Origin of the sequence: Enterococcus sp. AZ179, from assembly GCF_050498885.1 — a bacterium.
GTDB lineage: Bacteria > Bacillota > Bacilli > Lactobacillales > Enterococcaceae > Enterococcus_D > Enterococcus_D entomosocium.
Genome location: NZ_JBMHEO010000001.1, coordinates 2,882,848 through 2,908,373, shown reverse-complemented (window position 1 = coordinate 2,908,373; position 25,526 = coordinate 2,882,848). Strand labels below are relative to the sequence as shown.

10 protein-coding genes are annotated in these 25,526 nt (G+C 46.4%); all 10 read right to left on the bottom strand.

Going from position 1 to position 25,526, the window contains the following annotated elements:
* Positions 1–7: 7 nt before the first annotated feature.
* The 10 genes from IGI88_RS13615 to IGI88_RS13570 all read right to left on the bottom strand — a co-directional run bounded on the left by IGI88_RS13615 (position 8) and on the right by IGI88_RS13570 (position 25,024).
* Positions 8–544, bottom strand: a complete 537-nt coding sequence (locus IGI88_RS13615; RefSeq protein ID WP_008378732.1) for a potassium-transporting ATPase subunit C — start codon at positions 542–544, stop codon at positions 8–10.
* Positions 545–585: 41 nt separating this feature from the next.
* Entirely contained in the window at positions 586–2,616 is a 2,031-nt protein-coding gene (gene kdpB, locus IGI88_RS13610) for a potassium-transporting ATPase subunit KdpB (protein WP_429960667.1), read from the bottom strand.
* A gap of 12 nt (positions 2,617–2,628) precedes the next feature.
* On the bottom strand, positions 2,629–4,305 hold the full coding sequence (kdpA, locus tag IGI88_RS13605; protein ID WP_429960666.1) for a potassium-transporting ATPase subunit KdpA: 1,677 nt from the start codon (positions 4,303–4,305) through the stop codon (positions 2,629–2,631).
* Positions 4,306–4,574: 269 nt separating this feature from the next.
* The gene (locus IGI88_RS13600) at positions 4,575–10,505 is read right to left on the bottom strand and encodes a bacterial Ig-like domain-containing protein (RefSeq protein WP_429960665.1); all 5,931 of its coding nucleotides are present in this window, start codon (positions 10,503–10,505) and stop codon (positions 4,575–4,577) included.
* 28 nt (positions 10,506–10,533) lie between these two features.
* Positions 10,534–11,262 (bottom strand): LytTR family DNA-binding domain-containing protein, encoded by a 729-nt coding sequence (locus tag IGI88_RS13595; protein ID WP_005235024.1) that lies wholly within the window; start codon positions 11,260–11,262, stop codon positions 10,534–10,536.
* A gap of 657 nt (positions 11,263–11,919) precedes the next feature.
* Complete coding sequence (locus tag IGI88_RS13590; RefSeq protein ID WP_005235023.1) at positions 11,920–12,963, bottom strand: DUF916 and DUF3324 domain-containing protein; 1,044 nt, start codon at positions 12,961–12,963, stop codon at positions 11,920–11,922.
* Between the two features lie 111 nt (positions 12,964–13,074).
* A complete protein-coding gene (locus IGI88_RS13585) occupies positions 13,075–13,722 on the bottom strand; it encodes a WxL domain-containing protein (protein ID WP_429960664.1) in 648 nt (215 codons plus the stop codon).
* Complete coding sequence (locus tag IGI88_RS13580; RefSeq protein ID WP_086332525.1) at positions 13,719–14,027, bottom strand: hypothetical protein; 309 nt, start codon at positions 14,025–14,027, stop codon at positions 13,719–13,721. The genes IGI88_RS13585 and IGI88_RS13580 overlap by 4 nt, the downstream gene beginning before the upstream one ends.
* A 14-nt stretch (positions 14,028–14,041) precedes the next feature.
* Complete coding sequence (locus tag IGI88_RS13575; protein WP_429960663.1) at positions 14,042–15,511, bottom strand: adhesive domain-containing protein; 1,470 nt, start codon at positions 15,509–15,511, stop codon at positions 14,042–14,044.
* Positions 15,512–15,613: 102 nt separating this feature from the next.
* On the bottom strand, positions 15,614–25,024 hold the full coding sequence (locus IGI88_RS13570) for an Ig-like domain-containing protein (RefSeq protein ID WP_429960662.1): 9,411 nt from the start codon (positions 25,022–25,024) through the stop codon (positions 15,614–15,616).
* Between the last annotated feature and the right edge of the window lie 502 nt (positions 25,025–25,526).

Below are 25,526 nucleotides of genomic sequence, written 5' to 3'. Positions count from 1 at the left end.
CTTCCCCCTATTCTTCGGGTAATTGATCGAGCTGCTGATTCAAGGTCATGATATTGACATATTCTCTCGTGGAGAACAGATCAGCTACTTTATTTCTGTTTATTATATCATGAATTGTTTGTTCATCGATGCCTCTTGTGTCAGCGATCCGCGGCAGTTGAAAAAGTGCCGCTTCGACACTGATATCAGGATCAACGCCACTACCCGAAGCGGTCACGAGATCGATCGGCACACTGGTTTGGGTTGGGTTTTCTGCCAGTAACGCCGCTGTCCGCTCAGCTACAGTCTTTTTTTGGGTCGGATCATAGGGCGACAATTGTGAAACAGTTTGATCACGGCCTTGGAAGTAACCTGCTTGGTCAAAGGGTTGCGCAAGCAGCTCAGACCCTTTGACCTCTCCACCTTCCACGATTTGACTGCCATTGGCTTGATGGGCAAAAAAGACTTGTCCGACACCGGTGACCAACAATGTATAGAGACCGCCAAATAGCACGGTACTAAATAGTAAAAATTTGATACTGGCAAAGAGGGTGTTCTTCATCATGTTTTCCTCCTAAATGACTCTTTGACTCTGATGGACTTCTCTTATAGTAGAACAGCTGACAAAAGCAAATCTACTAGCTTGATACAAATGAATGGTGCGATGATGCCGCCTAGGCCGTAGACGACAAGATTGTGCCGCAGCATTTGGCTGGCTGGTTTTTCTTGGTATTTGACCCCTTTTAACGCCAGAGGGATCAAGGCGATGATCACGACTGCATTGTAAATGACTGCGGACAAAATCGCCGTCAAGGGACTACCAAGATTCATAATATTCAGCGCTGCAAGTTCTGGATAAATCGCATAAAACAGGACAGGGATCACTGCGAAATATTTGGCGATATCATTCGCGATACTAAAGGTCGTCAATGCCCCACGGGTCATCAGCAGCTGTTTACCAATTTGGACTACTTGCAGTAATTTGGTTGGGCTGGAATCAAGGTCGATCATATTGCCCGCTTCTTTGGCTGCTTGCGTACCGGTATTCATCGCCATTGCCACATCGGCTTGGGCGAGTGCGGGTGCATCGTTGGTTCCATCCCCCGTCATCGCCACCAAATGCCCTTTTTCCTGATATTCGCGAATCAGGTTCATTTTGTTTTCTGGTGTTGCTTCGGCTAAGAAATCATCGACGCCCGCTTCCGCAGCAATAGCAGCTGCCGTCAAAGGGTTGTCTCCAGTGATCATGATCGTCTTGATGCCCATCTTTCGCATGTCGGCAAATTTTTCTTTGACGCCATTTTTCACGATGTCTTTTAAATAAACGACCCCGAGTACCTGGCCATTTTTCACTACGACCAATGGGGTTCCACCAGCTTTAGCGACTTTTTCCACAATCTCGTCACATGCAGTGGGATAGGTCTGCCCTTTTGCCGTCACGTATTGCTTGATCGTATCAGCAGCTCCTTTACGGATCTCATCACCACGATAGTCGATCCCAGACATCCGTGTTTTGGCACTAAAATCGATCCAATGGACATCAGCTTGCTGAAATACCCGTTCACGAATATTGAAGGCTTCTTTGGCTAAAATTACGATACTGCGTCCTTCTGCCGTTTCATCGGCAAAAGATGCCAACTGCGCTGCATCTGCTAACTCTTTGGCGGTGACCCCCGGTACCGGCAAGAACTCGCTGGCACGGCGGTTTCCCAGAGTAATGGTTCCTGTTTTATCCAGCAGCAAAACATCCACATCTCCTGCAGCTTCAATCGCGCGTCCACTCATGGCGATGACGTTTTCTTTGGTCAAACGGCTCATTCCAGCGATCCCAATCGAGGAAATCAAGGCGCCGATCGTGGTTGGTGCGAGACAAATCAGTAAAGCGATCACGATCACACTGGAAATCGCCGTTCCCCGACCAGATAACTGACTGCTAAAATCAGTAAAGGGAATCAATGTGATGGAAACAGCCAAGAAGATGATGGTCAGTGTCACTAAGAACAGCTGCAAGCCAATCTCATTGGGTGTTTTTTTCCGCTGTGTCCCTTCCACCATCGCAATCATCTTATCCAAAAAAGAATGACCATTTTCAGCGGTCACTTTAATGACCAAGTAATCGGAAACGACTAAGGTTCCTCCCGTGACTGCACTACGGTCGCCACCAGATTCACGAATGACAGGTGCTGATTCTCCTGTGATGGCACTTTCGTCCACCGAAGCAGCACCTTCCACGACATCCCCATCGGCAGGAATTTGTTCGCCAGAAGGAACATAAACCAAATCGCCTTTTTTCAAATCGGAGGAACGGACTTCAACAAAAGCCTCTTTGGCGACATCTTCCAAGGACATGACTTTGTAGGTCATGATGTCTTTTTTGGCTTGCTTCAAACTATCTGCTTGTGCTTTGCCGCGCCCTTCTGCCACTGCTTCGGCAAAATTGGCAAACAATATAGTCAACCATAAGAAGACGGTCACACTGATGCTAAACCACAACGGGACCGTTTGTTCTTGAAAACATAAAATCGTTGTCAAGATCGCCCCTAGGTAAACCACAAACATCACGGGGTTTTTGATTTGTTGGCGAGGATCCAATTTCTTAAAGGATTCGCCGATCGCCCATTGATAGATTTTTTTCATTTTTTCTCTCTCCTATTTCGTTGTAAAAAAGTCTGCGATTGGTCCTAAAGCCATCGCTGGTAAAAAGCTCAGTGCACCGATCACGATGATCACAATGATTAGCATCGTGACAAAGACTGGACTCGTGGTTGACAAGGTTCCTTCATTACGAACGGTTTTCTTTCTGGCACCCATGTTTTCTGCCAGATACAAGATGGCTGCGATGGGAACGAAACGTGAAACGAACATCAAGATACTACCCAAACTATTCAGGAAAACAGTATCTGCGGTCAAGCCGCCAAAGGCACTCCCGTTGTTGTTGCTGAACGAAGTTGCTGCATACAACAGTTCGCTAAAGCCATGGGCGCCTTGGTTGGTTAGCCAGCTCATGATGTCAGGATGCAAGGTCATCAACATAGCCCCGAAAAGCGTCAGTAGCAATGGCGTCAAAATAACGATACTCGTCATTTTAATGTCAAAGGCTTCGATTTTTTTGCCGATATATTCTGGTGTTCGTCCCACGAGTAAACCAGCGATAAAGACCGTCAATAATAGAAAAGCGATCATGCCATAAAGTCCGCTACCGACACCGCCAAAGATGATTTCCCCCAGCTGCATCAAGAACATTGGGATCGCACCCCCGAGTGGTGTGAAACTATCCAGCATGGCATTGACTGATCCACTGGAAGCGGCGGTGGTACTCACTGCCCAGAGACTCGACCAACCGATACCGAAACGTACTTCTTTGCCTTCTAGGTTGGCATTCCCAAGCACTTGACTGAATTGCGGCCCATAAGCTTCACTGATCACTACGCCAATAAAGGCCAGGATCAAAAAGACGGTTGCGGTGATCAAGATCGTACGTCCTTGTTTCCACTCTTTGATCCAAAAGCCAAAGGCAAAAATCACAGCAGCTGGCAGCAACAAGATCGCTAAGTTTTCTAAAAAATTACTGAACATCGTTGGGTTTTCAAATGGATGGGCGGCGTTGGCGCCAAAAAAACCGCCGCCGTTGGTCCCTAATTGCTTGATGGCGATTTGACTCGCTACCGGCCCGAGCGCCATCCAAAAGGATTTCCCTTCAAATCCATTGACTTCCACGCCGCTGCTCAACGTTTGAACGACGCCTTGAGACAGGAGCAAGATCGCTAAAATCAATGAGAGTGGTAAAAGGATATACAGTAAGGAACGGGTGATGTCTTGCCAAAAATTCCCTACCGTTCGTTTTTGTTTTTGCTGCAGCCCACGAATCAAGGCACACAGTACAGCTAGTCCTACTGCCGCAGATAAGAAATTTTGCACCGTTAATCCTAATGCTTGGGAAAGATTGGTCAGTGCTTCTTCCCCAGCGTAAGCTTGCCAGTTCGTGTTCGTCACAAAACTGACGGCTGTGTTCAATGCTAAGTCAAAGGACAAATTCTCAACGGCCGCCCCTTGCGGTAACCAGTGCTGGACCATCAATAATCCGGTCAATCCGATGATGGAAAAGACGCTGACGGCCAAGACTGAAAATAGATAAGTTTTGGCGGTCATTTCTTTTTTGCTGACCGAACCAATCACTCGATAGGTCAACCGTTCAATGGGTTGAATAAAGCGGACAAACCGCGGTGTTTTTCCTTGCATGATTTCTTTGATATACCAGCCCAAAGGAACCGCTGCTGCTAGTAAGATCAGTAAAAATAAAAAACCTTGCACAAAATAGCTACTCATCGTTCTCCCCCCTCAAACAAGTACCAAAAGAGATAGATCATTACGATCACTCCGATTATTCCTAAAACAAGATTCATATTCTTCACTCCTTCATGACGTAAGCATACGCAAAAAGAAATAAAAATAGTGTAAATCTTCTGCTAGAGTCTTTATATCTTCTTTATACGGCTGCTTATCAGACAAGAAAACCGCAATACTGCAGGTTTTTTTAGAAAAAAACAAAAACAGCGGATATCGTGAAGGATATCCGCTGTTAGAGTCATTGAGACTTATTTTGTTTTTCTGCTTTTGTTCGTGTGTTTCTTACGAAAGAAGACGATCCCCGCTAGTGCAATAAGGCTCACTCCTGCAATCGAATAGCCTTGAGTGATGGCTGTACCGGTCTTTGGTAACACCCGCTTGTCCTTTGCGGTCGCTTTGCTTTGTGTACCAGGCTGTCCTGCATCCGTTGGTTTTTCTTGCCCTTTATTAGAATCATCTTTCTCTGGCTGCTTATCATTCTCCTCTGGTTCTTCTGCTTTTTCAATGACTTTGATCGTCGCTGTGGCGGTGACTGCTTCTTGTGAGTCAGTACCAAATAAGCGTGCGAAAAAGTTAGGAGTTGCTGCTTCATCGGTTATGATTGAATAAGTGACTTGATAGGATCCGGTTTTTTTGGTATCAACCGAACCGTCCACCAACAGTTGCTCCAACGTAAGTGTGTTACCATCACGATCTGTAGCGGAGACAAAATTGTCGGCAGCTGTCCAGTTGTCACCAACATAAATCACGCTATCTTTCACAGTCACAGAGGTCTGGTCTGCCAACACGGTAATTGTGGCAGTGGCTTCGGCTTTGCCGTTGCGATAGGTTACTTGGTATCTGCCTGGTGTGGTGCTGTCAACTGTACCTACTGTTGTGATATCAGTCAGTTGCACTTCGTTGCCGTCTTTATCTGTTGCAGACACAAAGTTATCGGCTGCTTGCCAGTCTTCACCCTCATAAATCGTACTGTCTTTGGCAACTACCGTTTCTTGGTCAGCCACCACGGTAATCATCGCAGTTGCTTTTACATTGCCATTTTGATAAACCACTGGGTACTCGTCTGCTTTGGAGGTATCGACTGTGCCACTAACCGTCACTCCTGAAAACGATAGATTTGCTCCCGTTTTGTCTGTGGCTGAGACAAAGTTGTCGGCAGCTTCCCAATCGTCGCCGACGTATAGGGTACTGTCTTTAGCTTTAATGCTTGTTTGATCAGCTAACACGGTGATCGTCGCTTTTGCTTCGGCTTTGCCATTGCGATAAATTACTTCATATTTCCCTGGTGTGGCGCTGTCGACTGTACCTACTGTTGTGATATCAGTCAGTTTTAATGCGTTGCCGTCTTTGTCTGTTGCCGACACAAAGTTGTCGGCAGCTTGCCAGTCATCACCTTCATAAATCATACTGTCTTTGGCGACTACCGTTTCTTGGTTAGCAACGACCGTAATCGTAGCAATAGCTTCCATTTTCTCATTGCTATAAGTAACTTTATACTGACCTTCTTTGCTGGTATCAACTGATCCGCTAACGATCACTCCTGAAAATGGTAGGTTTGCTCCGGTTTTGTCTGTGGCTGAGACAAAGTTGTCGATTGCTTGCCAGTCATCCCCGATATATAAGGTGCTATCTTTGGCTTCAACTGATGTTTGATCAGCTAACACGGTGATCGTTGCTTTCGCCTCGGCCTTGCCATTGCGATAAATTACTTCATATTTCCCTGGTGTGGCGCTGTCGACTGTACCTATCGTTGTGATATCAGCCAGTTTTACTGCGTTGCCGTCTTTATCTGTTGCCGACACAAAGTTATCGGCGACTTGCCAGTCATCGCCTTCATAAATCGTACTATCTTTGGCGACTACCGTTTCTTTGTTGGCAACCACCGTAATCGTCGCCGTTGCTTTTACTTTGCCGTTTTGATAAACCACTGGATATTGACCTTCTTTGGAAGTATCAACGGCTCCACTAACGGTCACATTTGAAAATGGGACATTCGATCCTGTTTTGTCTGTGGCTGAAACAAAGTTATCAACCGCATGCCAGTCATCCCCAACATATAAGGTACTGTCTTTGGCTTTGACACTCGTTTGATCTGCCAATACAGTGATCGTCGCTGTTGCTTCGGCTTTGCCATTGCGATAGGTTACTTGGTATTCTCCTGGTACTTTCGTATCCACGTCACCACTGGTGGTGACTTCTGCCAAGCTTAACGGTTGTCCCTTCTTATCCGTTGCTGAAACAAAATTATCCGCAAGCTCCCACGCATCTCCAACATAAAGTGTACTATCCTTGGCAACGACTGTTTCTTGATTGGCAACCACGGTGATCGTGGCGACTGCTTTTTGATTGCCATTTTGATAAACCACTAAATATTGGCCTTCTTTGGAAGTATCCACGGCTCCACTAACTGTCACATTTGAAAATGGAACGTTCGCTCCTGTTTTGTCCGTTGCCGAAACAAAGTTATCAACCGCAAGCCAGTCGTCCCCGATGTATAAGGTGCTGTCTTTGGCTTTAACCGAAGTTTGGTCTGCTAAGACCGTGATCGTAGCTGTTGCTTCGGCTTTGCCGTTACGATAGATTACTTGGTATTCTCCAGGTGTATCCGTGTCAACTTCACCGGTGATGGTCACTTCTGTGATTGCCACTGTGTTACCGTCTTTATCCGTTGCCGCTAGAAAATTATCAGCTGCTGTCCATGCATCGCCCACATATAACGTGCTGTCTTTGGCTGCCACCGTTTCTTGGTTGGCCACCACAGTGATCGTCGCTGTCTCGCTCACGTTGCCATTCATGTATTTGACTTCATAAGTGCCGACTTTAGATGTGTCGACCTCACCGTTGACGGTAATTTCCGAGAAGGTCAACGCATTGCCATGCTTGTCTGTCGCTGAAACAAAGTTGTCTTCAGCATGCCATTCATCTCCCACGTAGATCGTGCTATCTTTGGCGTCGATCGTCGACAAGTCTTCTTCTGGTGTGATGCCGACAGAAAGATGATTGCCCGTCCGGTTCACTTGCACCTCTTTACCAAGCTGAAGTTCCTGTGGTATGACGTAACCTTCTGGGACGTAGGAAACATAAAGCATATAGGTCCCTGTATAAATATCAGCTAATTGATACTCTCCCTTCTCATCCGTTACAACAGAAATAACATCTCCAGTCAACTGATTCCAAAGCATCAATGTAACGCCTGCAATTTTCTGAGTTGGTTCTTCGGTATTATAAACATCAAGTGACGCACTAGTTTTGTAAATGATCCCGTTTGAATCACCTGCCGAAAATTGCAGGTTAGTCACCGTCGAAGTAGCCGTCCGTTTGGCTTCCGACAAGGTATCAATCGTATCAGAAACGATCGTTGCTGAAGCTGAGATTTGGCCGGCGTTTTGTGAAAGTACGTTGTAACTGATTTCGATATTTTTCGTTAAAACATAGTTTGAAAAGACAAGCTGTACGTCTCCGTCAACTTCTTTGATTTCGTAGCTATCGTCTGGCACATTTGAAACATTGATTGACCTAAGATCGATTTCACCATTGGTATTTCCCAATGATTTTAGAAGGATCGTTGGATTTGCTACTTTTTTCGAGCCATCATCGATATTTTTTGTTGTGACCTTGACCTGAGTCATGTTTTTTGTATTATTCACGGTATTTTGAGTAATCCCAATAATATCCGTCGCTGTATTGGAAACCGAAACGGTAGTTGAGCCTTGCTGATTATTTGATAGCGGCTCTTTTGCAAAACCAGGTACATAAATCGTACTCATTTCCTGCCAACCATTGGCGTACTGATAGGAAATGATGTAGCGATGGTTAGTCGTCCCAAAATCAAAGGTATAATAGTTGGTTGCCTCATCATGGGTGATCGTTGGATAATTCGGATCGCTTTCTTTCATGGCTTGATTATCATAATAACCACGATCCCAGTACTGTGGATAAATGCCACTGACTTGTTCATTGGAAACATCGATGATCGAAAACACAACATCCGTATTTTTCGGAACATGGGTCTCAACAGTCAAATCACTGATGGTATCTTGACGAGCGTTGACTAAAAACTGATTCTTACTGCTTTGGAGCGTGCGTTCAGAATACAGTTTTCTTCCGGTATAGACGGAGGTATGAACCGTGTCAAGTCCTGTCGCGGAAATCGTGATTGGAATTGTATCGTTAGGAATTGATTTTGTCGGTGCTAAACTATCTGGCACATAATTGAAGCCAATATCAAATTGAACAGAATAGGTAATGGGCGACGTAAAGGTGACCATCGTTCCGCCTGCTACTTCTTCAATCGTATAATCAGTTCCTAAAGTATAATAGAAGCCGACTTTTGGTACCTTTCTTAAAGAAAGATACTCGGGATGTTCAATAAACATTTGTAAATTTTCAATCGGTTGTGAGGTGCTGCCTTCGATATTGACTGAAGTGTCACTGGCATAGGCACCATTTTGATCATAATTTCCCCAAGCAGTTTCAGCGTTATTGGGATTAAGAACACTGATTGGTTCGACGTAGTTGTCTTCAACGATTTTGAATTCTTTATTAGCAATTAACGGTGTCGAGACATTGAGGATGATATCTTTCTGATCAAAGGGTACGGTTATGTTCGTGGAACCAAGAGTGAGATTGCTGTCTTTTGTGGCCGTCACAATCAGTTTGTCCCCATTATTTTCGACAGAAAAATAATCCGTAAAAGTCACATTTTGATAGAAGGCGTCTCTTGCTGTTAACTGTTTCGCCGTGATCGGCTGTCCGTTTTGACTCGAAAGAATGATTTGTTGACCTGCTTTCATCTCCGTCGGCATTTGATGAATTGATACATAGTAGTTTCCTTTAGAAAGGCCATTCATAAAACTGGCAGAAGCAACCCCCATATAATACCTAGAATCGACTTCTTTTTCATCTTTACTGGTTGCTGCCGTGAAGGAAAACCCTCTGTTTTGGGCAGCTGTTTGTTTTAGCTGTACCGAACCAAATCCGGTCGTCGGATACCCTTTTGAAAAAGAAGAAGTATAATCCCTCAACGCGGTCAAACTCATCGTGAATTGATAAGAAACACCATAGGCCTTTTGCTTGTCCATTTGTTTGACTTCAACAGCAGTATTGTAGAGACTATTTGAGGTGATTGTGTAGTCCGTCCCTTCAGTCAATGCTGTTTGTGTTTCTGGCTTGATCTTTCCTTTGATATCCACTTCATAGCTGAAGACTTTTAACGGTTGGGTCTCAATCTTTTTGAAGGACGCACCCGGCGTATCAACCAAATGCAGTGAAAGAGTTTCCGTTCCAGATAATGTCCGATCGGTATTGTAGTAAACCATTCCTTGCATCCCAAAGACATTTTTTTCTGACACATATTGAATCGGGTCAACTTCTTCATACAAATCAATGGCGTAGCTTGTCTGGTTTTGATCGCCCATCTCAATGGTTAGCTGAGGCTTGTCTTCTGAATAAAGATAACTGGTCAACTCGATCGAAAACGATGCATCATGAATGGATTGGTTAAAGGTGATCGTTAATTGATGGGCGGCACTATCTACTGCCCACGAAGCATTGATTGCTTCATTTGTTCCTTGCATATCACTAAAACCAAGGCCTTCCGGCAGGTCAAAAACAGCAGTGGTGCCGGCTAAATAGTCTTCGTCATTGATTTCAAAGTCTAATTTCAGTTTCACCGGACTATTGTTTAAAATCCGCGTTTCTTCCGTTTGACTGAACTCCTCACCAGCAATCGTCAGTAATGTGCCTTTTTCTAAAAGCTCTTGTCCATTGATGCGGGTGCTGACACGGGAACTCTTTTCGGCTCCTTTTGCCTCTTTCGATTCAGTTTCTGAAGAACTTGTTTGCGTCGAATCTGTAGTATCTGCTGTATGCGTTGATGAAGTTGTAGCTGGCGTTTCACTTTGACTCGTTGTTGCTGCATCCGTCTTGGAGGTTGCTTCGCCGCTTTCTTCTGAAGAACGATCCGTTTGAGTAGTCTCAGTTGTTTGCGCGTCGCTTGTGTTTGTTTCATTGGCAACGCCGCTGGTTGATTCCAGCAGATGATTTGAGTTATCTAAAGTACGAATGGTCTGTTCCTGTTCCGTGGTTTCCGCAAGCGCCATGACCGGAGTGATCACTTGGGACAGACCTAAAGCGGTAACAACAATGCCATGACGAATTCGTTTATTTCTCTTTTTCATTTTTTTCCTCCATTAAATATATGTAGTTTTAACTGATTGCTTTACGGATTTTTTTTCCAACTTCTAATTCTTCCCCATTAAAAAAGCAAAGGACATTGTTTGTTCGATCAATCATTTTGATTTGTCGCGCATTAATAATGTACGATTTGAATACTTTATAATACTCAGGCAAATCTAGCTGTTTGATGACCTTTAACGAAGTTTCAATGCACTCAACTGATTTCTTTTGATGGAATACGATTCGGTTTCGCTCACCTTTGATCGTTGTTATGTAGTTGATTGCTTCTGCATCAACGATCATCAACTCTCGTTTACTAACAATTTTTAATAAGTGTTTTTTTCCCAGCAATGATCGTTTCACTTCAATTGCTTCTGTTAACAAATTTCTTAACTGCATTGCCACATCCTTTTCTTCTGTATCGATGATTCCTAAAGGACAGATAAGATTCAGTTTCTTGATTTCGATTTTGGACGCATAGGCACCATAAAAAGCAATTTGACACTTTTTGCACTGCTCCCTCAATCGCCCTGCTAATTGAAAACTTCGATCAAAGCCCATCATTTCAATGGAAAATAAAAATAAATCGTTCACATCTGTTAGATACCCTTCAAGAAAAGAATCTAGTTCTTCCGGTGAAATGATCTCCACCATAGAATAAGGAACATGACTTTCAGTGATCATTTTTTTCATCAAATTTCCATTAAAAAAGTTGTCATCTACTATATAAACAGCGAAATTGCTCAAATTTGCAGACATCTTAATTCTCCTTTTCACATCATTTCTAATTGTATTCTTAATTAAAAATGCCTGCTTGCACTTTCAAACGAATTAGCGAAACGTTTATGCAAAAAAGGTAGTTTAAATTAAAAACAAAGTAAGAAAAGACTTTATAATTGGTCTAAACCTATTATAGTAAAGGAGTTCCCGTCGTACTGCTTTCTTAACACATTTATAAGACAGAAAGCGCAAACAACAATAAAAACTTATGTTTTTTTAAGTAGTTTAACTAATTAACAATTCCAAAACTTACCGACTACTGCCCAACCTTTCTAATGATTTTCAAAAAAAAAACCTTCGTTCAAATTAAATATTAATCGTTATTTATTCTTCGTTTTTTCGCAAAAAAAAGCTACCCTTCTCTTTGGGCAGTCCGGTTAAGGGTAATCAACTGTTTCCTCTGAAGATTTTCCATCAAAATAAAAGAGATCGTTCGCTGCTGCAAGATGCAATCAAAAAAAATTTTCTACTTAATTTACCATATCGAATCTTCATGGACACGACAAAAAACCATTTATTTCGAACAATAAATGGCCTGTTTGCTGCTTTTATTATGCTTTTGATTTACATGCATCCCGTGAATTTTGATTGTTTTCTTTTTTTCCTTCTATATTAATAAGGAATTTTTTCAAGTGCTCATGGGGTTTTATCATCTGTTTTTTTTAATGCTCGTTTTAGTTTTCGATTATGCCAAATCAGATAAGCGATGATCAAACATAAAACACCACCAATCGATAGATAGAGAAGGATCGGCGAAGCGGTTTCTTCAATACTGACATCTTGCTCGTTTCTTTCTTGCGCTTCTTGCCTTGCAACTTGGAAGGTCGGCTCTCCCTGCCATTCTTGATCGGCTGCTTTAAGGGTCGCTTTTATTTCATACTCTCCTGATAGCAGTTCCTTTCCATCCAGCGGAAGTGCGTAATTCATTAATGCATTGGGCGCTAATTGGATTTCTTTTTCCCCTTTGATGGCTGTTGCTTTTCCTTCATGGAACACTTCATAAGCAAGCGTGGCTTTACTGAGATAATCGGCTGCTGCATTTTCCACCGCTACGATGATGACATTGCGGCGGTTGATCTCTTCCAAATGGGCTTCTTCAATTCGGACCGCTGGCGGGATGTCTGACTCTTTATTTCGGAGCAATACCGCCACTTCTCTTGCTAATAGGTTTTGAACATTCCCTTGAAATTCTTCACTGCCGGTTTGCTGTACGTATAGTCCCCCTGCCAAAATCCCATCAAATGATTTAGATGGCATCCGGACTGTCAAGGTGATTTCTTTTTGTTCATTAGGGGCTAATGAAAGTGTTTCATCACTCAAAGTAACGAGTTCTTCGATCGCGTACGGAGCAGAAGGCGTTGCTTCCTCATTTGCCCCAGAGTACTCAACGACGCCAGTCATGTTCGTGACCGCTCGATTAAACGATAGCTGTAGATTGATTGGTTGCTCGCTTTTATTGGAAACCATGACTGCTAGTTTTTCTTCTGCCTTGGGCTCCAGCAACAAATCATAGTACATCAACTCTTTGTCCCGCTGTGACTCCGGCAATTTGATTTGAACATCGAAGGTATCAAGTGAATCTGCTGCCCCCGTACTACTAGTACCAATGAAAAATAAGACCGTTAGAATACTTACTACCCAATACTGAAATCCTTTGCCTCGAAGTTTGTTCTGATGCATCCTGTCAGATCCTTTCTACACAAAATAGGAAAGAAAAATCAGCTAGCATAAAAAGCAGCCGCTTAGGCAAGCTGCTTTTTTTCTGCTAACTGTTAAGCAATGACTACTAACCTATGGGGTCGTCGGAGCATTGCTGATCGTCCAAACGAGGGTCGTTTGATAGGTTGCCGATTGTTTTTCCGTATTGGCTGGGATCGAAAGGGTAAATTGTTCTAGAGGCATCGATGTTTCACCGATCCCTTCACCAGCATTGGCGGTCAAGAAAGCATATTCATTGTTGATCGCCGCAAAATCAAGCTCGCCATTGGCAATATCACTGGTTCCGGTTGGCGGCGAACTTAAGTTGTTGGTCAATGTACCCGTATCTACCGTTAATATCGCACCGTCCAACGTACTGTCTCCTGCCGTAAATTGGGTTGCTTGCCGTACTTTAATTGCCCAAGAAGAGTTCGCCTGTCCTCGGTTATCACTGACTGCAACTGCCCCTCTTTGCAGCGTGGACCCATCGCCAGGTAGTCCAGTCCCATCCGTAGTAGCCACCCACGTTTCGCCATTTTCTGTTTGGATCTCATGGGCACCAAAATCTAAATTCGTTGGTAGCTGCGTATTGGGATCACTCCCGCCTTTATCCGGGTCAAACACGATGCCACCAGAGGTATATTCTACGACACCGGTCGTATCGTCCGCTTGCACCGTGGTCACAATACTAAGGGCGGTCAATACCCCCAATGCGCCTATTACCGATTTCTTTGAAATCATGTTGCCATCCTCCTTTTTTTGATGCAAATGATCAATGTCAGACTAATGAAGAATCCGCCTATTAAGGGCAGCCAAAAGTGATTGGTTTCAGCAAGCTGCGGCAGTGGTTCTTCTACGTTAGTGACCGTTTCTTGATTGGTTGGTGGTTCAATTTCTTCATCAATTGAATCACTGCTAGCTGTTTCCGTTGGTCCTTCATAAAACTCAATGTTGCCGGTCGTCGTATTGGCTACTGCTGATGGAACGAAACTGCAGAAACTGCCGATCATCAAAATCAGAAGCAGCACAAGGGAATTCTTTTTCATTCTGCTCTTCCTTTTCAAGGTGTATCGGAAACGGTCCACACGACTGTGGCGCGATACTGACCTTGAAATTTAGGTGTTTTCTCAGGTACAAATAAATTGAACTGTGAGAAGTTAACGGTCAGTCCACCAGTCGATGCCGCATTTTCCAACGTCACCACATTTTTTTCGACATTTTGCTGCAGGGCAATCGTTGCATTATCAGGTAAAACAACTCGACCATCCGTAAAGGTCGAATTGACAGTGCCAAGCTGAACCCTTAATTCGGCGGCTGGCAATGTGCGTGTACCATTGACCCAATTGGTGGATTGTCTGACCTTGACTTGCCATTTTTTCTGCCGATTGCGGGTATCATTGATCCGTAAAATCCCAGTTGTAGCAGCTGAGCTTTGATCGCCGTTGGCGGTTGCCCGCCACGTCTCACTCTTTTTCGTTTGAATGGCATGTCGGCCAAAATTCAGCTGAGTCGGTAGATTCGTCCGATCCATCGTCAGTGCTTCGACCATGAAATAAATCATGGTTTGGCGACTGCTGATATTTAGCGCACTAAAGTTCAAGAGATTGATGTCCGTCGGCTTTGCTTTCAAAACAGAAGCGGAAAAATTAGCAGTCCAATTTGCAGTCAACTGACCCGGACCTGAAAGTAACGTCGGAATTTGAACATCCGTTGCTCCTAAAACAGCTGCATCCGCCAGCTGTTCTTGGACAGTTGTCAAATTATTCAATGCTGAGTTCACGGTGCTAAGTAGAGTATTGAGCAACCCTTGCAGCAATGCGCGCACGACGCCGCCAATATCGATGCCGATCACTCGGATCTGGGTATTTTGAATCGCGGTACTTAAATTCCGTAGAATTTGCGGGACATTGGTTCCTAAGACGACACCAAGGTTCGAACTCATATTGGCATATAAAGCTTCTTTCTGGGTCGTAAACTGCAACGGACTGGTAAATTCAACATTCCCAATATTTCCGACAGTCTTTAGTAAAGAAATCTGCTGATTGATCGCTGTCAAATCGATTTGAACAATCCCAAGGTTGAGATTTAGTGAACTGGTCAAGGAATCAAGCGCTGTTAAGATCGCATTCAAAAGTGGGACATTGGCAATATTGACTGTGGTCGACGTCTTGATCGATGCTGATCCATTGGCACTAATGCTAGTTCTCAATTCTGCTGGGATCGCTAATAAAGCAAATTTATCTTCCCCACTGACATTGACAGAAGCGTTCAACCCGCCGTTGCCTTTAATAGAAAAAGTCACTGGTCGATTTGTCACGCTGCCTGGCCATGGAACGCTTACTGAGGTGCCACTTGTATTGGCACTCGTTAAATTGCTTAAAATCTCCACATCTAAAACATTCACTGCTGCTTCGGCTTTTATTGTCGTTGTTAAAAGATACAAATTGACGAAACTGATGCTGGTCAAAAAGAGAATTAATTGGCCGATCGTCCATTTGTAAAGACGTTTTTCCCTCCTTCTGCTTTTCATACCATTTCTAACCCTTTCTTTACGAAACGATGATCATTGCTTCAAAACTATTGTTCACTAGAGATACCAGCGGAGGATGTCCACTCCGCTGGTAAAGTCATGCTATTTTTGTTGGTCTTTTTTCTTTCTTGCTTTGAAGAACAAACCAATTCCTCCTACAACGAAGACTGCTGCCCCAATCAGTGAAGCATACCAAGTTCCTTCAGATCCCGTTTTCGGTAGGTACTTACTTCCCCACCAGCTTTGGTTGTTATTGCTACCGTTGCCGTTGTTGTTCCCCCAACTGCCCCAGTTACCCCAAACGCCGTTGCTTCCGTCGGTACCATTCGTTCCATTGGTACCGTCCGTGCCATTGCTACCGTCAGTGCCATTGCTACCGTCAGTGCCATTGCTACCGTCCGTGCCGTCGGTACCATCCGTACCATTGTCACCCGTTGGTACCACGATTGGTGTTGCTGCACTGCGGTATTCTCTGCCACCTGCTGTAACGATAGCCACAACGTTAAGGGTTTCTTCTGGTGAAACATCCTCTGGGTCTAATGTGATGCTGAAGGCACCATTCCCATTGGTCGTTCCAGTTCCGACAACGTCACCCGCTTCATTCAAGATTTCGATCGTCGCATTGGCTGGCCCATTCCCGAAGACTGGATAGCCATCGGTAGGATTGCCAGTGATCGTGGCAACCGGTGCGTCAACCGTCAAGGCACCGACTACGGTCGTCGTCGGATCACTTAAGGTTTCGCCTTCGGCTAAGGCAAGAACCGTAACGGTTTCACCTTCCGTCGCTTCCGCGGATAACTCAACACGCCAGTCGCCATTTTGATCGGCGATCGTTGTGATCGGTCCTTCAGCCGCAAAGATGGTTAGGAATCTGCTTGTTAACGGATCACTGATGGTAACGGTGATCGTAGCACCCGGCTCACTCGTTCCGCTGATCGTTGTATCACCAGCCGTGACTGGGTCAATGGTTGGTGTATCTGTCTTGATATTTTCCTCATCGACAGGTACGACGATTGGCGTCGCATTACTGCGGTAGTCATCCCCACCAGCAGTAACGATCGCCACAACCGATAAGTTTTCTTCTGGTGCGACATCCTCACTAGTCAATGTGATCGTATAGTCACCATTTTCATCGGTCGTGCCTGTTCCTACGACAACACCCGCTTCATTCAAAATTTCAATTGCTGCATTGGCAGGTCCGTTCCCACTTACTGGATAGCCATCTTGGGAATCCCCAGTAATGGACGCTGAAGGTGCGTTGACCGTGATGCCATTAACAACGGTCGTTGCTGGTTCACTGGCGGTTTCTCCTTCACTTTGCGCCACTGCTGTTACGATTTCATCTCGAGAAACTTCTGCAACTTCCACTGACCAATTTCCTGCTTCATCTGCTTCGGTTTCAACCGCTTCTTCTCCCGTTACCGTCACGGTGACCATCGATCCCGGTACAGCAGTACCAGTGATGGTCGTGTCACCAGCTGTGACTGGTTCGATGATTGGTGTGGCCGTTTGATCGATCGTATTCTCAACGGGCACTACGATTGGTGTGGCATTACTTCGGTAGTCTTTGCCGCCGGCTGTAATGATCGCAACGACGTTCAATGATTCTTCAGGAGAAACATCTTCACCAGAGAGCGTGATCGTGTAGTTGCCATTTTCATCAGTATTGCCTGATCCAACGACATCCCCCGCTTCATTCACGATTTCAATCGCCGCATTTGGTGCTGCCATCCCCGTCACTGGATAACCATCCTCTGGATTGCCAGTGATGGAAGCGGTCGGTGCTGAAACCGTGATGCCATCCACACTCACTGTGATTGGTGCACTAGGGTCTTTTTCAGGGGATTGTGCCACAACAGTGACGGTATCACCCTCCGCAACTTCAGGTACCTCGACTGTCCAATTGCCCTCTTCGTCCGTTTCAGTTGTGATCGGTTCATTTTCACCAATCGTTACCGTCACCGTCGAACCTGGTTCGGCAGTCCCGCTGATCGTCGTATCGCCAGCTTTGACTGGATCGATCGTTGGTGTTGCAGTTTGTTGCTCTTCTTGATCCAAAGGTACCACGATTGGTGTCGCATTACTGCGGTATTCTTTGCCGCCAGCTGTCAGAACTGCGACGACTGTTAGGCTTTCCGCTGGTGCAACAGCTGTTGGTTCAAGAGTGATGCTGTAGCTTCCTTCTGCGTCTGCAGTTCCTGAACCGACGATTTGTCCATCGCTATTCAAGATTTGCACGGTGGCATTGGCTGGTGCCGTTCCAGTTACTGGATAGCCATCCGTACTATTGCCTGTGATAGTTGCACTAGGAGCAGTGACCGTCAACGCACCCACACCAACTGTGACTGGAGCGCTTGGCTCTTTGTCAGGTGATTGAGCCACAACAGTGACTGCATCGCCTTCAGAAACTTCTGGTACTTCTGCTGTCCAATTGCCTTCGTCATCCGTTTCAGCCGTGATTGGTTCCGCATCTGGTACAGTGATCGTCACGGTTGAACCTGGTTCTGCGGTCCCACTGATGCTGGTATCTCCTGCCGTGATTGGATTGATCGTTGGTGCAGCTGTCTGATCCACTACCGTATCTGCTGGTACGACGACCGCTGTGGGATTACTGCGATACTCTTTCCCACCAGCTGTTACGATGGCAACGACATTTAAGGTTTCTTCTGGATTGACAGTTTCAGCAGTTAAGTCCACTGTATAGTTGCCGTCTCCATCGGCAGTGCCTGTTCCAACGACTTCATTGTCTGCGTTCAAGATCTCGATCGCTGCATTGGCTGGTGCTGTACCAGTCACTGGGTAGCCATCCGTGCTGTTGCCGCTGATGGAAGCTGTTGGTGCTGCGACAGTCACTCCTTCAACGATGACAGTGATTGGATCACTTGGGTCTTTGCCGTCACTGTCTGCGACGACTGTGATGGTATCCCCTTCAGACAATTCAGGCACATCGACACTCCAGTTGCCCTCATCATCTGTTTCGGCGGTTTCTTCTGTGCCGTCAGGTAGTGTCACAGTCACAGTTGAGCCTGGTTCTGCCGTTCCGCTAACTGTTTCGTCGCCTGCTTTGATTGGATCAACCGTTGGTGCCGTTGTTTGATTTTCACCCGGTTCAGCTGGCACCATGATTGGTGTCGCTGGACTACGATAATCTGTACCACCAGCTGTGACCACCGCAACTACCGTCAAGTTTTCTTCAGGAGAGACACCTTCACTGGTCAAATCGATCGTGTAAAGCCCTGCATCATTGGTCGTACCCGTTCCAACTGTCTCGCCAGCTTCGTTCAAGATTTCGATGGTCGCATTCGCTGGTCCTGTTCCGGTCACTGGATAACCATCGGCTGCATTGCCACTGATGGACGCACTAGGAGCCGCCACCGTTAATGCACCGACTGTGATCGTTGCTGGTGTACTTGGTGTCTCATTTTCTACTTCTGCTACTGCCGTAACAATCGTCCCTTCGGAAAGCTCTGGCACATCAACTTGCCAATTGCCCTCTTCGTCAACTTCGGCTGAGATTGGGTCTTGCTCACCGACCGTCACGTTGACTATTGCTCCTTGTTCGGCTGTCCCGCTGATTTCTGTTGCGCCGGCAACTGCTGGATTGATCGTTGGTGTCGCCGTTTGATCCGCAGGTACCACGACAGCCGTTGGTTGACTACGGAAATCATCCCCACCTGCTGAAACGATGGCAATGACACGGACCGTTTCTCCTGCTGATGCCTCTTCACTGGTCAAGGTAACGGTGTAAACACCATTCTCATTGGCCGTCCCTGTGCCAATCACTTGATCATCAGCATTTAAGATTTCGATTGACGCATTAGCTGGTGCTGTACCAGTTACTGGATAGCCATCTGCACTATTGCCAGAAATCGTTGCCGATGGTGCTGCCACGATCAGCCCTTGCACCGTCACTGTTACTGGTAAACTTTCTGTTTTGCCGTCTGCCAAGGCAGTAACTGTCAAGACATCATCTAGAGAAACCGTCGGCACAGTTGCCGTCCACTCACCTTCGTCATTCGCTACCACTGTAACAGTATCGCCGTTTGGTAGTTCAACCGTTACATCGGCCCCAGGTTCAGCCGTTCCGCTAACGGTTGTAGCCCCAGCAATCACTGGTGCGACAGTCGGTGCCGCTGTTTGGTCTTCTGCGTTATCTTCTGGCACCACGATAGTAGTTGCCGGACTGCGATAGTCTTGACCGCCGGCTGATACGATAGCCACCACGCGCAAGGTTTCTGCTGGTGAAACACCTTCTGTCAAGGTGATCGTATACTCACCGTCTCCATTGGCAGTACCACTGCCTACCACTTCATTGGCAGCATTTAAGATTTCAATGGTTGCGTTGGCTGGTGCTGTTCCTGTGACTGGATAGCCGTCAGTACTGTTGCCCGTGATCGTTGCGGTTGGTGCAGCCACGTTCAAGGCACCGACACCAACACTGATTGGTGCACTTGGGTCTTTGCCTTCAGCTTCAGCAACCACTGTGACCGTGTCGCCTTCTGAAAGTTCTGGTACGGTGACTGTCCAATTGCCTTCCTCATCCGTTTCGGCAGTCACTGGATCTTCTCCAGGAATCGTTACCGTCACCGTTGAACCAGGTTCGGCAGTTCCTCCGACGGATGTATCACCTGCTTGCACTGGATCGATCGTTGGGGTGGTCGTTTGGTCTGCTGGTACCACGATGGAGAGCGGCGCACTGCGGTACTCATCGCCGCCAGCTGTTACCACTGCCACCACCTGAAGTGCTTCTGAAGGATTAACATCGTCGCTGCTCAATGTGATGCTGTAAGCACCTTCCTCATTTGCTTCACCGCTACCAACAACCTCACCGGCTGCATTTAAGATCTCAATCGCTGCATTTGGCGTGGCCGTTCCGGTTACTGGATACCCCTCCGAACTATTGCCGCTGATCGCTGCTGTCGGTGTCGCCACAGTGAGTGGATTTACGACGACCGTAGCTGCATCACTTGGTGTTTCCCCATCAAGGGTCGCTACCACAGAAACAATTTCTCCTTGAGAAACCTCGGGCACAGTTGCCGTCCACTTGCCTTCGTCATCCGCTTCGGCAGTGACTGGCTCTGCGTCACCAATCGTGACTGAGACTGTCGCGCCAGGTTCAGCCGTACCACTGATGGTCGTGTCGCCGGCTGTCACCGATTCAATCGTTGGGACTGCAGTTTGATCCAAAGGTACTGTGATTGGTGCATCCGCACTGCGGTACTCTTGACCACCGGCTGTGACTACAGCAACTACTCGTAAGTTTTCAGCTGGAGACGCATCATCACTCGTTAACGTGATCGTGTATTGGCCTTCGTCATTTGCGGTGCCAGTTCCAACAACCTCGTCATCGGCATTTAAGATTTCAATCGCTGCATTGGCTGGTGCCGTTCCCGTTACTGGGTAACCATCGGTACTATTGCCACTGATCGTCGCAGTTGGTGTAGCGATCGTCAGTCCATTGACCCCAACACTGATTGGTGCACTTGGGTCTTTGTCTGGTGCTTGTGCGACCACTGTGACGGTTTCTCCTTCAGAAACTTCAGGAACTTCAACTGTCCAGTTCCCCTCGTCATCGGCTTCACCAGTAACAGGTTCTTCACCTGGGATCGTTACCGTCACCGTAGCGCCTGGTTCTGCGGTCCCACTGATCGTCGTATCCCCGGCATTGATTGGGTCGATGGTTGGTGATGCTGTTTGTTCAAGCTCATCTGCTGGGACCGTCACCGGTGTGGCAGGACTGCGGTACTGATCTCCGCCAGCTGTTACGATCGCAACGACAGACAAGGTTTCTTCTGGTGCTGCATCGGATGGTGCGATGGTTACCGTATAGTTTCCATCCCCATCGGCTGTCCCAGTACCGATCACATCGCCTGACTCATTCAACACTTCGATCTCTGCGTTCGCTGGAGCAGTCCCCGTGATTGGATAGCCATCGGTACTATTGCCGCTGATGATCGCTGTTGGTGCTGCAACGGTGACTCCATTGACTCCAACGCTGACTGGCGCGCTTGGCTCTTTGCCTTCGGCTTCCGCAACGACTGTGACTGTATCACCACCAGAGACTGCTGGCACTTCCGCAAGCCAGTTTCCTTCGTCATCCGTTTCAGCCGTTACTGGTTCTTGACCGGTGATCGTAACAGTAACCGTCGAACCTGGTTCTGCCGTTCCGCTAATCGTGGTATCACCTGCTGTGACCGGATCGATCGTTGGTGTCCCAGTTTGTTCAATGTCTGCTGGTACCGTGATTGGCGTGGCATTACTGCGGTAGTCTTGACCGCCCGCTGTCACAACTGCCACCACCTGCAAGGCTTCTTCTGGCGCCACATCAGCTGGATCTAAGATGACGGTATAAACACCCGTGTCATCCGCCGTCGTGCTACCAACGACATCGCCTGCTTCATTCAAAATCTCAATGGCCGCATTCGGCGTGGTTGTTCCACTGACCGGATAGCCATCCGTACTATTGCCTGTGATGGAAGCGCTCGGTGCACTGACAGTCACACCATCAACGGTCACGGTAATCGGTGCACTTGGCTCTTTGCCATCTACTTCGGCAACGACTGTTACCGTATCACCTTCCGTTAATTCTGGTACCGTCGCTTCCCAATTGCCTTCGTCATCGGCTTTTGCCGTGATCGGATCGCCTTCAGGCAGCGTAATCGTCACAGTTGCCCCTGGTTCAGCCGTTCCGCTGACGGTCGTATCCCCAGCTGTTACTGGGTCGATTGTTGGTGTTTCAGTTAAATTTTCTTCATCATCTGCAGGAACTACAAGCGGTGTGCCTGTACTGCGATAATCTTCACCACCAGCCGTCACGATCGCTTCCACTCGTAAGTTGTCGCCAGCTGTCACCTCTTGAGGATCAAGGGTGATCGTGAAGTTACCATCCTCATCAGCTGTTCCGCTACCAACGACCTCTCCTGCTTCATTCAAAATTTCAATTGCTGCATTGGCAGTCGCTGTTCCCGTTACTGGATACCCATCTGTGCTATTTCCGGTGATCGTAGCCGTTGGCGCCGCCACGGTTAAACCGTTTACACTCACGGTGATTGGGGCACTCGGATCTTTGCCTTCAGACTCAGCTACGACGGTCACGGAATCGCCTTCTGATAATTCAGGAACCGTTGCTTCCCAGTTGCCTTCATCATCGGCTTCAGCCGTGATTGGATCGCCTTCAGGAAGCGTGATCGTTACCGTTGCCCCCGGTTCCGCTGTCCCACTAACGGTCGTATCTCCAGCACTGACTGGATCGATCGTTGGTGTTTCCGTCTGCAGGATATCTGCAGGCACCACAACAGGTGTTGGGTTGCTTCGATAGGTTTCGCCGCCAGCGGTCACAACCGCTGTCACATTCAGGGTTTCTTCCGCGTCAACATCCGCTGGATCTAACGTGACTGTATAAACACCATTCTCATTGGCGGTACCTGTTCCGACAATTTCGCCATCCGCATTGGTGATCTCAATGGCCGCATTTGGTGCTGCGGTTCCAGTCACTGGATAGCCCTCTTGACTATTTCCTGTGATCGAAGCCGTTGGTGCGTTGACTGTTAAGGCGGACACGGTGGTGCTAGCCGGTTGGCTTGGCGTTTGTCCTGCTAGTTCGGCGATAGCTGAAACCGTATCGCCCTCTGACACTTCGTCCACATCCACACGCCAATTGCCCTCTTCATCGGCTTCCGTCACGATCGGATCTGCACCGTTGATGGTCACAGTAATCGAGGCACCAGGCTCAGCAGTTCCGCTGACGCTTGTATCCCCGGCAGTCACCGGTTGAATCGTTGGTGTTCCCGTTTGTTGCTCCGCATCGTCTGCTGGAACGACGATTGGCGTATTGCCACTACGGTAAGTTTGCCCACCGGCAGTGACGATTGCGGCAACATTCAAGTTTTCATTTTCTACTACATCTGCTGGGTTCAACGTGATACTGTAGTTACCGTTCTCATTTACCGTCCCAGAGCCAACGACTTCACCTTCGGCATTGGTGATTTCAATGGCTGCATTTGCTGCGGCTGTCCCCGTCACAGGGTACCCATCGGTACTATTACCTGTAATCGAAGCCGTTGGTGCATTAACCACTGGTGCTGCTACCGTTGCCGTTGCAGGCTCACTCGCCGATTCCCCATCAGCTTCCGCTACTGCTGTGACTGTATCGCCTTCCACCAATTCAGGGACATCTGCCGTCCAATTGCCGTCACCATCTGCGGTTGTTGTAATAGGTGCACCTCCGTTGATCGCCAATGTGATGGCTGCGCCTGGCTCAGATGTTCCGCTGATCGTCGTTTCCCCTGCTGTCAATGGATTGATTGTTGGTGTATCGGTTTGATCTTCTGGTGTATCTGGCGCAAACCAAATCGAGTTATTGCCGTCAGCATCCGTAAATAAATCAATGGTGATCAAATCAAGTTGAGACATCGTTCCTTCGAAGCGGGCTTCGTAAGGATTAGATGGATTCGCCACGCCGTTTTCAACCAATTGTGCATAGGTCGGACTGGTGACATTCGTTGGAATGACCACATTGGTTTGACCTAAAACAGATGCAGAAGCGATTTGATCTGCTAAATCTATCGTTGCATTGAAGACTGTTTGTGCCGTTTCAACCGTTGCGTTTAAAGTGGCTTTAGCTGTATTAACGGTACTTTGTACCAACGTATTGATTTGACCGATCAAGGTACCGATGCCTGGAATCCCACTTGCACCATCCAAAATACTGACTTGAATCTGGGCTGCTTGTAAATTATCGAGAATTTGATTGATGCGTTGATTGATAACGATAAATAAACCATCATCCACATTGGCAATCAGGGCACGTTCGTTATCGGTTAGTCCAGCTGGAACTTCAAAATTTGCTTGGCCAAATTGTCCAAGTTGATTTAATAAGTCTAACTGGGTAGTGATTTCATCTAAGTTGACGGAAATCACTTGGCTAACATCCACGATTGAAGCCGCTGTATACAACGGATTTGGCAAGCCGCCAACGATTGTTGGCGGAATATCAAGTGCATCAGCTAAATTTTGATTGACGATTCCATCCACCGTGCTGATCAAGGTATTGACTGCTGGTGTGACTGTACCGATCAATGTTTGCAAGGCTGGGAAATTCCCCAGTTGGAGTATCACATTGGTGGAAATCGATGCATTACCTGCCGGTTGAACCAAACCAGTAAGGCCTTGAGGAACCCCAACAACCGCGACTTTATCCCCATTCAAGACATCAACCGTTACTGCATTCGATCCAGAAATCGAGAAATTGACTTGGTTCGTTGCACCAGGAGTTGCATAAGGTGCAGACGCACTCGTGCCTGAGTTATTAGACGCTGTGATATCTGAGAAAAGTTCAGCTGAAACCAAAGCAGCTTCAACCGTCGTTGGTGCCCATAACAAACTTGCTGGCACGACCACCGTACTTGTCAACAACATTCCACTGACAGTTAAATTCGCAATAATATTTTTCTTTGTTCGAACGCGTGTGTTTTTCTTTGAATCCATGAGCTTTTTATAATTAATGCCTTTCATTCATTCTCCTCCTGTTCGAAAAAAATTTAACCGACAAAAGATAAAACTGATGATCTCTGGAATCCTTCTTTCCCCCTTTAAAACCAGATGAAAATCTATTTCAACCCAACACCAAAAGGCATAGAGAGAAAACAAAAAGTAACCGATCGCAAAGCGAAGATTTTTTCGCATGCTTTCTGAAAAACCCAGTGATTTGTGTTCAAATAGTTTAGAAGCACATTAGCTCACTCTTGTGAAACTAAAAAATAAAATAACTAAACGAACACACTGTGTACCAAAATTCTAGCAAATTTATTTCTTTCCAACAAATTATAAACACGATAAATAATTAAAAAAACACTGAATTTCACCTTTCAAAACACAAAAGGTTTATTTTATAAACAAGCAGAAATTATTTATATTTAACTTATAAACAAATGTATAATGATAAAATATTGCCTTTTTTCGTCAGTTAACCTTTCTTTTTTTTATATTTAATCAATATAATGAATACGATTACAAT